This window comes from Dyella choica, assembly GCF_003977665.1.
Classification (GTDB): Bacteria; Pseudomonadota; Gammaproteobacteria; order Xanthomonadales; family Rhodanobacteraceae; genus Dyella_B; species Dyella_B choica.
This window is the reverse complement of record NZ_RYYV01000007.1, coordinates 289,165-300,329: the sequence shown is the minus strand read 5'-3', so window position 1 is coordinate 300,329 and position 11,165 is coordinate 289,165. Positions and strand designations below refer to the sequence as shown.

8 protein-coding genes are annotated in these 11,165 nt (G+C 63.2%); 5 read left to right on the top strand and 3 right to left on the bottom strand.

Annotation, left to right across the window (positions count from 1 at the left end; all coding sequences use genetic code 11):
* Positions 1-309 precede the first annotated feature (309 nt).
* On the top strand, positions 310-2,982 hold the full coding sequence (locus EKH80_RS11990) for a beta-mannosidase (RefSeq protein ID WP_425481141.1): 2,673 nt from the start codon (positions 310-312) through the stop codon (positions 2,980-2,982).
* A gap of 70 nt (positions 2,983-3,052) precedes the next feature.
* Positions 3,053-4,486 (top strand): glycoside hydrolase family 125 protein, encoded by a 1,434-nt coding sequence (locus EKH80_RS11985; protein ID WP_126684990.1) that lies wholly within the window; start codon positions 3,053-3,055, stop codon positions 4,484-4,486.
* An 89-nt stretch (positions 4,487-4,575) separates the two neighbouring features.
* Here the strand turns inward: EKH80_RS11985 and EKH80_RS11980 are convergent, their stop codons facing one another.
* A complete protein-coding gene (locus EKH80_RS11980) occupies positions 4,576-4,965 on the bottom strand; it encodes a hypothetical protein (protein WP_126684989.1) in 390 nt (129 codons plus the stop codon).
* A gap of 210 nt (positions 4,966-5,175) precedes the next feature.
* On the opposite strand from EKH80_RS11980, the gene EKH80_RS11975 reads away from it, so the two are divergent.
* Genes EKH80_RS11975 through EKH80_RS11965 form a run of 3 tightly spaced genes read left to right on the top strand, consistent with a single transcriptional unit; the run spans position 5,176 to position 9,364 of the window.
* On the top strand, positions 5,176-7,329 hold the full coding sequence (locus EKH80_RS11975; RefSeq protein WP_126684988.1) for a PAS domain-containing sensor histidine kinase: 2,154 nt from the start codon (positions 5,176-5,178) through the stop codon (positions 7,327-7,329).
* On the top strand, positions 7,326-7,715 hold the full coding sequence (locus EKH80_RS11970; RefSeq protein WP_126684987.1) for a response regulator: 390 nt from the start codon (positions 7,326-7,328) through the stop codon (positions 7,713-7,715). The genes EKH80_RS11975 and EKH80_RS11970 overlap by 4 nt, the downstream gene beginning before the upstream one ends.
* A complete protein-coding gene (locus EKH80_RS11965; protein WP_126684986.1) occupies positions 7,712-9,364 on the top strand; it encodes a putative bifunctional diguanylate cyclase/phosphodiesterase in 1,653 nt (550 codons plus the stop codon). The genes EKH80_RS11970 and EKH80_RS11965 overlap by 4 nt, the downstream gene beginning before the upstream one ends.
* Before the next feature lie 129 nt (positions 9,365-9,493).
* On the opposite strand, the gene EKH80_RS11960 is transcribed toward EKH80_RS11965, so the two are convergent.
* Positions 9,494-10,612, bottom strand: a complete 1,119-nt coding sequence (locus tag EKH80_RS11960) for a hypothetical protein (protein ID WP_126684985.1) — start codon at positions 10,610-10,612, stop codon at positions 9,494-9,496.
* Positions 10,609-11,154 (bottom strand): SLOG cluster 4 domain-containing protein, encoded by a 546-nt coding sequence (locus EKH80_RS11955; RefSeq protein WP_126684984.1) that lies wholly within the window; start codon positions 11,152-11,154, stop codon positions 10,609-10,611. The genes EKH80_RS11960 and EKH80_RS11955 overlap by 4 nt, the downstream gene beginning before the upstream one ends.
* Positions 11,155-11,165 lie beyond the last annotated feature (11 nt).

The window sequence follows — 11,165 nt, the reverse complement described above, 5'->3', positions numbered from 1 at the left end:
CGTTCAGGCTTTTACTTTACCCATGCCAAGAGCCTTTTAGGCCATTTCTTTGGGTTACTTTTCTTTGGGCCAGCAAAGAAAAGTGACTCGGTCGCTCCGCGACCGAAAGCGCCGCAGGCAATGTAGCAAGCTACGACATGCAGCACCCCTGCGACCAGGGGGCCGTTGGGGCAACACCCCGACCTTCGATTGTCACCCCCGCTTGCGAGCTGCTAGCCTGAGCTGATATAGATCGATTTAAAAAGGGGCGCGTCTGGACCTGCCCGTTCTCGCGCAAACAAATATCCACGCAGACACGGCTTGAGCAGCATGCTTCCATCCCTTCGCTGGTTCCCAGGCGCAGCCCGACCCTACTCGAAACTCCTGCTGCTGTCGCTGCTGCTGCCCATGGCGACCAGCAACGTTGCCGCGCAAACCACGACGCAAGCTTTGGACAGCGGTTGGCGCTTCCGCCTGCTTGAGGGCGATGCGCTGGCCAAGCAGCATCACGACGCCACCCGCTGGCATGCCGCGACGGTGCCTGGCACGGTGCAGACCGATCTGCTGGCGGCGAAGCTGCTGCCCGATCCGTTCTATCGCGACAACGAAGCGCGCGTGCAATGGGTGGGCCTGGCCGACTGGCAGTACGAAACCACGTTTACCGTCGATCCGGCCACGCTTGCCCGCGATCATGCCGAACTGGTGTTCGACGGGCTGGACACCTACGCCGACGTCTATCTCAACGGGGAGAAGCTGGCATCGGCTGACAACATGTTCCACCGCTGGCGCCTGCCGGCGAAAGCCGCTCTGCACGAAGGCAGCAATAAGCTGGAAGTGCGGCTGTATTCGCCGATCAAGCGCCTGCTGCCGTGGCTGCTGAAGCAGCCTTATGCGCTGCCGGGTGAATTCGATTCCGCTTTCGGCGACGAGCCGAAGGGCAAGCAGACTGCCAATTACGTGCGCAAGGCCGGCTATCAGTACGGCTGGGACTGGGGTCCGCGCATCGTTACCGAGGGCATCTGGCAGGCGGTGCACCTGGACAGCTGGAATACGCTGCGCGTGAATGGGTTCCACCTCCAACAGAACTACGTAAGCGCCGAAGCCGCCCAGGTGGCGGCGCAGTTCGAGGTGCTTGCCGACGCCTCCAAGCAGGTGCACGTGAACGTGGACGCGGTCGGTCCGGATGGACAAGTCGCCGCCCACGCGGAGCAGGACGTTACGGTCGATGCGGGCAGCAACACGGTCAGCGTGCCGCTGCGCATTGCGAACCCCAGGCGCTGGTATCCGGCCGGTTACGGTGCGCAGGACCTGTACACGTTCAAGGCCAGCCTGCGCGACGGCGGCACCGAGTTGTACAACGTGCAGCGCGCAACTGGCCTGCGCAGCGTCGAGTTACGCCGCGAAAAGGATGCCTGGGGCAAAAGCTTCGCTTTCGTGGTCAATGGCATCCCGGTGTTCGCCAAGGGCGCGGACATGATTCCGTTCGACAGTTTTCCCCCGCGCACCAGCAGTGCGCAGATGGAACGCGTGCTGCAATCGGCGCGCGACGCCAACATGAACGCGGTGCGCATCTGGGGCGGCGGCTACTACATGCCGGATGCGTTCTATGAACTGACCGACCGGCTCGGCCTGATGGTATGGCAAGACTTCATGTTCGGCGGGGCGATTCCGCCGAGCGATACCGCCTTCGTCGAGAGCACGAAACAGGAAGCGATCGAACAGGTGAAGCGCCTGCGCGATCATCCCAGCATCGTGCTCTGGTGCGGCAACAACGAAGTGCAGACCGGCTGGGACGGCTGGAGCGACCGCCTGGCGCTGAAGAAGGCGATTTCCGGCGACGAGCGCGAAAAACTGGTGACCGGCATGGTCAACCTGTTCAGCAACACGCTGCGCAATGTCGTCACGCAATACGATCCGGCCGTACCGTATTGGGCCAGCTCGCCGAGTACCGATTACGAAGGCGCGGCCAACGTGCTGGATGACGGCGACTATCACTATTGGAACGTATGGTCCGGCGAAGCCAAGCCGGTCACCGAATACCTCAACGTGACACCGCGCTTCCAGTCCGAATACGGCCTGCAGTCGTTCCCGGAAATGCGCACCATCCGCGCCTTCACCCAGGCCGGCGACCTCAAGCCGGAATCGCCGGTGATGCGCGCGCACCAGAAGTTCGACAGCGGCAACGGCAACAAACGCCTGTTGCTGTACATCACGCGCAGCTATGGCGAGCCGAAGGATTTCGCGTCGTTCGTGTACCTGAGCCAGGTGATGCAGGCCGAGGGCATCCAACTGGCGGCTGAGCACCTGCGTGCTTCGCGGCCACAGGCGATGGGCTCGATGTACTGGCAGCTCAATGACGTGTGGCCGGGCGCATCCTGGTCCAGCATCGATTATTTCGGACGCTGGAAGGCGCTGCAGTTCCATGCACGGCGGTTCTACGCGCCGTTGTTGATTGCGGCCCTGCGTAACAACGGCAGCACGACGGTTTCCCTCGTCTCCGACAGCACCACGCCCACCACGCTGCGCTGGCGCATGCGTACGATGGATTTCTCCGGCAAGGTGCTGGGCGAGCATGAGGAAGCAGCCAATCTTGCGGCGCTCAGCAGTACCAAGGTTGCGACCTATACGGATGCGCAACTGCTCAACGGTGCCGATCCGCATGCAACGTTTGCGGTGTTCGAACTGCTCGACGGCGGCAAGGTGGTTTCGCGCAACCTGGTGTTCTTCGACGAGGCCAAGGCCCTGGCTTTGCCGGTGCCACAAATCAAATCCAGTTTGCGGGCGGGCGCGGATGGCTACCAGCTGACGCTGTCCAGCGACAAGCTGGCACGCAATGTGTGGGTTTCCTTTGGCGACCTCGATGCCGAGGTGTCGGACAACGCGCTGGATCTGTTGCCAGGGCAGAGCGTGACGCTGACGCTGCGCAGCAAGCTGGGGCTGGATAAATTGCAGCGGGCTTTGCAGGTGCAGGATTTGGCGGGTGCGATGTCTGCCAAGCATTGAACCCATCTGCTCCCTCCTCTACGTGTAGTAGGGGAGGGAGTTCCACTCCCGCGAAGAGATGCTTTACGCCATGCCCACACGCCGCGACTTTCTCAAGCTGATCAGCACGACTGCCGCCGCAAGCGTGGCTGGCGTTTCGCTAACCACCCGGGCCGGCGACGTTTCGAGTTACACCAGCAGGCGCCCGCCCCTGGCCAAGCGCAAATTCACCAGCCAGGCGGTCGAACGCCAGCTAGCCCGGGTCAAGGCTTCCATCGCTGACCCCAAGCTCGCCTGGATGTTCGAGAACTGCTATCCGAACACGCTCGACACCACGGTGGAACTCGGCACGTTCGACGGCAAGCCGGATACCTTCGTCATCACCGGCGACATCAATGCGATGTGGCTGCGCGATTCCTCCGCGCAGGTCGTGCCGTACCTCCCCTGGGCGAAAACCGATCCCGCGCTGCAACGGCTGTTCCACGGCCTGATCCGCCGCCAGGCCCGCAGCATCCGCATCGACCCCTACGCCAACGCTTTTTTGCCTGGTCCGCAGGCCAAGCCGCTGGAGTGGTCGGTGCACGACGTTACGGAGATGAAACCCGGCGTCGGCGAGCGCAAATGGGAAGTCGATTCGCTGTGCTATCCGATCCGCCTGGCGCATGGCTATTGGCAGGCAACCGGCGACACCACGCCGTTCGATGACGAATGGCGTGCAGCCATGCAGCTGGTGGTGAAGACCTTTCGCGATCAGCAGCGCAAGCATGACCACGGGCCGTATCACTTCCAACGCACGTCTGACGCGCCTAGCGAATCGCAGATGCTGGGGGGTTACGGCAATCCCACACGGCCGAACGGCATGATCCACTCCATGTTCCGTCCGTCCGATGACGCCTGCCTGTATCCGCTGTCCGTGCCTTCCAACCTGTTTGCGGTGTTGTCGCTGCGTCAGCTCGCACGGATCAGCCGCGCCATGCACGATGCGGCGTTTGCAGCGGAGTGCGAGGCGCTGGCGGACGAAGTGGAACAGGCGGTGCAAAGGGACGGGCGCATGCGTGACGCGGATGGCCAGCCGTTCTGGGCGTATGAAATCGACGGCTTCGGCAATCAATCGTTCATGGATGACGCCAACGTGCCAAGCCTGCTCGCCCTGCCCTACCTCGGATGCTGCGATGCGAATGATCCGGTGTACCGCCGCACGCGTGAGCTGGCATGGAGCGGGCGCAATCCGTATTTCTTCCGCGGCAAGGCCGGCGAAGGCATCGGCGGCCCGCACGAGGGCCTGCGCATGATCTGGCCGATGTCGATCATGATGTACGCGCAGACCAGCCAGGATGTCGCGCAAATCCGGCAATGCCTTACGTGGCTGCGCGATACCGATGCGGGTACCGGCTTCATGCATGAAGCCTTCGATCAGGACGATCCGGCCAAATTCACCCGCAGCTGGTTTGCGTGGGCAAATACGCTATTCGGCGAGTTGATCGTCGATATCCAGCGCAAATATCCGCAGCTGCTGCGCGGTTAGCCTCGCAGGCTAGGGGATCGTAGGCTGGGTTGCCAAACCCAGCTTTGCCATGTCTGCAGCGCACGCGATGCTGGGTTTGCCATCCCAGCCTACGATGCGTATCCGCTACGGCGGGCGGCGAGCGCTCCTATGCCCGACAGGATCATCGCAAGCAAGGCAGCGAAGCATCCGTATGAAAACTGTGCCCACATCACCATGGCGGTGGGTACATACAAGGCGGCCAGCAGGATGGAGGCGACGAACCCTAGCATCGGACGGCGGCGCAGCCATACGAAGGTGGCGGCACCGAGCAGTCCGCACAGCACCCATGCCGCCTTCCATGCAGGCCCGATGCCGTGCATGGAATGAAAGGCCGGGTATCGGTCCGGGAAGACATGGAACAGCCAGTCCAACGGAAAAGCCAGCGGCCCGATCGACAGGAATCCGACTATCCAGCGGGCGGCGTCGAGCGTGAAAGGTCGGGAAACGGATCCGTTCATGGGGCTGTCCTAGGCCTGCGAATCAGGGGATTTTCACAAAAAATTCACGTCGCTGGAGGTGATGTTACCACTCGCCATGGATGAGCTCCCCGGTCACGGTCGGCTCCTCCCCCCTTTATCGCTTCCGATAAAGGGGTAGCATGGGGCGTTGCTGCGTCATCTCGTGCACAGGAAAACAAATCGCGGGTTAGTTAATAGGGGGGGCTAGCTGTGGCGAAGCGACCTGTTCCGGCCGGCAGTGCGATCCGTTTCACGGGAATTTCCTGCCTTTTCATCAGCTTGCCGCTGCTCGTAAAGCCCTCGAACGCAGGCACGATTGCGCCGTCCGGCGTACTGCCAGGCGGGGAGCAGACGGTCGAAGCCGTGCTGCTGTTGCTGCTGATACTTGCCGCCTGCCTCGGCGTCCTGCTGTGGCGCTTCTATCTGGTGCGGCAGAAGTTGCGCGTCGGCGTGCGCCTGCTCGATGACATCCTCCTGCACTCCAACGTGGCGATGACGGTGAAGGATGCGGATGGCCGCATCCTGCGCATCAATGATGTCGCCGCCAAGCTGATGGGCAAGCCGGCCCAGGAACTGCTGGGCAAGACCGTCGACGCCGTCGCCATGCCGGAAACCGCGGAGCTGGTACGCAAGCACGATCACGAGGTGATCGAGGACCAGGACGTCACCGCCTGCGAGGAGCAGGTCCATTACCTGAGCGGCTCCTATACCCTGCTCAGCCGGCGCTTTCCCGTCACCGACGCGCGCGGCGCGGTGGCCGGCGTGGGCGTGATCTCGATGGACATCACGCAGCGCATTCACATGGAGCACGAACTGCGGCTGGCCAAAGTGGAAGCGGAGTCGGCCAATCAGGCCAAGTCGCTGTTCCTGGCGAACATGAGCCATGAACTGCGCACGCCGCTCAACAGCATCATCGGCTTGAGCGAACTGACCTTTGAACAGTCCGAGGAACGCGAGGACACCGAAACCGCCGAGATCATGCAGCGCGTGGTCAATGCCGGGCGGCACCTGCTTTCGTTGATCAACGACATCCTGGATATCTCGCGCATCGAATCGGGCCGCGTCGAACTTCACGCCGAGGTCGTCCATGTGCAGACGCTGGTCGAGAGCGTGATCAATTCGATGCAGACGCTGGCCAGCGCCAACGGCAACAAGCTGGTGTTGGAAGTGGCACCCGATGTGAAGCTGGCCAGCCTCGACGTGACGCGATTGCGGCAGGTGCTGCTCAATCTCATCGGCAACGCCATCAAGTTCACCCGCCATGGCGAGGTGAAGGTGAAGCTGTCCTGCCGTGACGGCCAGCTGTATGTCGCGGTATCGGATACCGGCATCGGCATGACGCAGGAGCAGATGCAGCGCATTTTCGAGCCCTTCGAACAGGCCGACCGTACGATTGCGCGACGTTTCGGCGGCTCCGGCCTGGGCCTCACCATCTCGCGCCAGTTGCTGGGCCTGATGCGCGGGCGCATCGACGTCAGCAGCGATATTCAGGCCGGCAGCGTCTTCACCATCACCTTGCCGATGGGCGATGTCGACAAGGCCGAAGTGCGCCCCGCCCCCCCCGCGGTGGATCCCAAGACCGCCCGTGGCCGCAATCCCGTGGTGCTGGTGGTGGACGACGATCCCGATGCGTGCGAACTGGTCCACAGCGCGCTGCATCGCGATGGCATCAACGTGGTCAGTGCTTCGTCCGGCGAGCAGGCGCTCGCCCTCACCCGTTCGCTGCGGCCGGCCGTCATGGTGCTGGACATCCAGCTTGGCGACATGACCGGATGGGACGTGCTCGCCGCGATACGCGCCGATCCCGAACATGCCCAATTGCCGGTCATCCTTTGCACGGTCACGGACCTGGACCGGCGTACCGGGCTGCTCGGTGTGGTCGAACACCTCACCAAGCCCTTCGACCACGATCACCTGAGTCACCTGGTGCAGCGTTTCGTGGGCGGTGGAAAGAACCGTTCCCTGCTGGTGGTGGACGACGACAAGTACTACCTCGACTCGATCGCCACGGTGCTGCGCCAGGCCGGCCACCGGGTGGATACCGCACCCAACGGCGAGCATGCTCTCAGCATAATGCGCCATCATCCGCCGGACCTGCTGCTGCTGGACATGGTCATGCCTGGCATGGATGGCCTGGCGGTGATCGAAGCGATGCGGATCGATCCGGCACTGGCTCCCGTGCCGATCATGCTGGTGACCGCGGCCGACATCACGCCGGAAGTGTCCAAGCGCCTGTACGAACGCGCCGTGCTGCTGATACGCAAGGGTGAGTCCGATCTTGCGGACGTGGTCCAGCACGTGCATCGCCTGCTGCAGCGGTTGCAGATTTCGACGAGCCAGAGCGAGGTGGAACAAGCAACATGACCACCCTGCTCTGCGTCGAGGACGATGACGACAACGCGTTCATGCTGGGACGCCGGCTGCAGCGACACGGCATCCAGATACGCCATGTCGAGGACGGTGAGAAGGCGCTCATCGCCGCGGTCTGGAAGCGTCCCGACGCGGTGCTGCTGGACATCAACCTGCCCGGCATCAATGGCCTGGAGGTCTTGCACAAGCTGCGCGCCAATCCGCTTACGCTCGACATCCCGGTGATCGTCCTGTCCGCGCACGTGATGGAGGACGACATCCTCAAGGCGATGCAGGCCGGCGCCAATGCCTTCGTCCCCAAGCCGATCGATTTTCCGCAATTGCTCGATGCCCTCCAGCGCGTGGTAAAGCGCGACAGCCTGGAGGACAGCGCATCGTGAGCCTGGACGCTCGTATCCTCATCGTGGACGACGACGAAAACAGCCGCTTCATGCTGCGCAAGCGGCTCAAGCAATTGGGCTTCCAGCATGTGACCGAGGCAAGCGACGGCGATGCCGGGCTGGAACAGGCGCGACGGCTGCCGCCCGACATCATGCTGCTGGACGTCATGATGCCTGGTATCGACGGCGTGGCGGTCCTGCGCATCATGCGCGACGACGAGCATCTGCGCGGCATTTCGGTACTCATGATATCGGCCCACGATACGTTGACCATGGCCGCTCAATGCATCGAGCTGGGCGCCGATGATTACCTGGCCAAGCCCGTGCTGATGCCCTTGTTGCGGGCCCGCATCACGGCCTTGCTCGAACGGCGCCGCCTGCGCAACGTCGAGCATGCCTTCCTGTCCCGCTTCGACGCGCAGACCGGCCTGCCCAATCGCGCCGCGCTGCTCGAACGCATCGAGTGCACGATGTCCTCCGGCCGTCCACTAGCGCTGGTGGCGGTCGCCTGTAACAACCATGCCAACATCGCGCTCGGCGCGGACGAAGGCCAGGCCGCAGCGCTGCTGAGCGAATTGGCCTCGCACGTGCGATCGTGCTGGGAACAGGTCGACACCATTGCACGTGTCGCCGAAAACATGCTGGGATGGCTGATTCCCACCGCACAGGCCGACCAGCAGCTGGTGCTGGAAGTGCAAGCCGTGCTCGGCATGACGGCGCATGCTTCGATGCATGGGCTCACCGCCAGCATCGCCACATGGCCGGTCGAAGGGGCAGCCGCCGAAGCCACCGAGCTGCTACGCCTGGCCATGAACGAAGCTAGCCGCATCGACCCCTTGGGCGAAGAGCGCGTGACGCTGGCCGATCCGGCCCTTCGCACACGAACGCGCGCAGCGCTGGCCATCCATGAACAGCTCGAAGACGGACTTGGGCGCGGCGAACTGGAGCTCTACTACCAGCCGATCTTCGCGGTACGGGACGGTACACGCCCGGTCGGCGCCGAAGCCTTGCTGCGCTGGAACCATCCGCAACGCGGCGTGCTTGCGCCCGGCGAATTTCTCGAGGCGGTCGAGCATACGCCCCTGATGAACCGCATCGACGCCTGGGTCATGGAACAGGCCATCGCCAGCCTCGTGGCGTGGCACCGCCACCTGCCGGCCACTTTCCGACTGCATGTGAACGTCACCGCGCGCAGCCTCGCATCCGGCCGGTTGATGGAGATCCTCAGCACCCATCTGTCCGAACCGGTGCGCCAGCATCTGGCGCTGGAGCTGACCGAACGCCTGTACGTGTCGGACATGCCCGCCTGCGTTTCCGTGCTGCATTCCCTGCGGGCCCTGGGAATCCATGTGGCGCTGGATGATTTCGGAACCGGCTTCTCCTCGCTCAGCCACGTCAGCCTGCTGCCCTGCGACACGATGAAGATCGATCGCAGCTTCGTCAGCGGCGTTTACGCCAACGAACAAATGCGTCGGCTGCTCAAATCCATGGTGAGCATGGCCCAGTCGCTCGGCCTGATGGTGATCGTGGAAGGCGTCGAGCGGGATGACGAGCTAGCCGTGCTGCGCGAACTGGGATGTCCGTTCGTGCAGGGCTACCTGCTTGGGGCGCCGAGACCGGAAAGGGATTTCCTGCAGCGTCTACATTGAGGCTGACGCCCTGTTTGCGCGTCAGGCGTAACGTAGGCTGGGATGACAATCCCAGCATCGCGCAGAAGGCATGCATGGAAATGCTGGGATTGGCATCCCAGCCTACGATCGGCATCGCGGTCCGCGCGATTATTGCGCGGGGCAGGCCGCCAACCGCTCCGCCAGGCTTGCTTGCGTAAACAGCCCGTGGGCAACCAGGCTCGTGCGTTCATCGGGCGTAAGCGGCCCGCAGGTATAGGCCGCGGCGAGCAGCCATTGGGTCTTGGGGTGCGCAGGGTCATGCAGCAAGCCGAAGTTCGATTCGGCGGCGTTCTTGCCGGGCTCATCGTACAGCTCGTAGAACTCGGCGCCTTCGATATTGGCCTCGTGCTGGTGCAACAGGTATTCGATGTGCGTTTTCAGGCTGACGAGCGCTTTCGCATCGTCATACGGCCGGCCTTTCAGCGGAGCGTAGATTTCGGCGGCGTTGAGTTCGTTGACAATGACGGGTTTGCCGATCTTCTTCATTTCGGCAAACACATCGAAGACCCCGCCAGGCGCAGTGATGCGGTAGGGGCTGGTGTCGGCGCCGTAATAGTAGTGATAGGCCAGCTTGTCGACTTGGACGCCTTGTGACTCCAGGAAGGGGATCAGGCCGAAGTCCGCGTAAACCGTGTCTACCACCACACGCAACGGCTTGCCGGTTCGTGCACTTACAGCATGGACGGCGCGTGACATGCCGCGCAGTACCGCGGCCCATCGATGCGCCTGATCCGTGGCGTAATCGCTGGCCGAAGCGCCGGTTCCGCTCTTGAATCCCTGGCGCAGGCTCAGCTCGTTCTCCAGCTCCCAGTCGCGGATGTCGTTGGCGAATTGCAGCACGACCGGATACGTGCGGTCGTAGCCCTGGGCTTCGAGCCCGGCCTCCGTGTCGGGATAGCGGCCATGGTCGGTCGCGTCGTTCCAGGTGAACGGCACGTACAAAATGGGGTGCAGCGTGATGTGATGCGCGTGCGACAACACAGCCAAGGGCTGGAGCAGTTGCGTGGCGGCGGTGCCGTCGCCGGTCAGCGAAACGTCGAAGCGGTAACTTTTCAGGCCCTGACGTTGCAGGGTGGAGAATTGCGTGGCGTAGTCGCTCCATAGCCCCTGGCTTGGGCCTGGGTGCCCGCAAATGCCCCAGACGAAGGGGGACGCGGCCGCGGCGCCAGCTACTGGCAAGACCGTCGTCAGCAAGCTCAGCGCGATCCGGATCAGGCGTGTTTTCATGGGCTTGGCGTGTTTGATGGGGAAGGAAGGTGGAGCAGGCCCAGCGCACCCAGTTGATGCTCAAGCGCCTCCACCGAATGCCATGGCAGGATCGGCGAATTGCGCCTTTCGTCCGGTGGGTTCTGCGGCAGGCTGTCGGACCAGCCGCCACAACCCACGAGCGGCAGCAGTGGCCGGTGGTGCAGCCAGGCGAGGCAGACTTCGGAGATGGTGCCGGCACGGCCGCCGATGACGATGCATGCGTCACCGGCGAGCGCCATCAGCAGATTTCTTGCGTCACCCATGCCGCAGGGAATAACGACTGTTGCCGGCCAGTCCGGCTCAGGGCTATCCGCGCCGGGAATGATGCTGACCACCACACCGCCAGCCAACTGGGCTCGTTCGGCCGCAACACGCGTGGCCGGGCTGCCGCATCCACTGATCACGGTCAGCCCCAGGCGCGCAAGCCGCTCCCCCGCCTCGCCGGCCAGCTCGTAGGCCTTCGATCCCGGTTCTGCACTTCCCAACACGCAGACTTGGGGCCGGCGATGGGTAGGGGTCATGGCTAGGTCCT

Excerpts from the sequence above, each read along its gene's own strand:
- EKH80_RS11980 (WP_126684989.1), bottom strand. The coding sequence starts at position 4,965 with ATGAACGGATCCGTTTCCCGACCTTTCACGCTCGACGCCGCCCGCTGG.
- EKH80_RS11990 (WP_425481141.1), top strand. The coding sequence starts at position 310 with ATGCTTCCATCCCTTCGCTGGTTCCCAGGCGCAGCCCGACCCTACTCG.
- EKH80_RS11960 (WP_126684985.1), bottom strand. The coding sequence starts at position 10,612 with ATGAAAACACGCCTGATCCGGATCGCGCTGAGCTTGCTGACGACGGTC.
- EKH80_RS11985 (WP_126684990.1), top strand. The coding sequence starts at position 3,053 with ATGCCCACACGCCGCGACTTTCTCAAGCTGATCAGCACGACTGCCGCC.
- EKH80_RS11970 (WP_126684987.1), top strand. The coding sequence starts at position 7,326 with ATGACCACCCTGCTCTGCGTCGAGGACGATGACGACAACGCGTTCATG.
- EKH80_RS11955 (WP_126684984.1), bottom strand. The coding sequence starts at position 11,154 with ATGACCCCTACCCATCGCCGGCCCCAAGTCTGCGTGTTGGGAAGTGCA.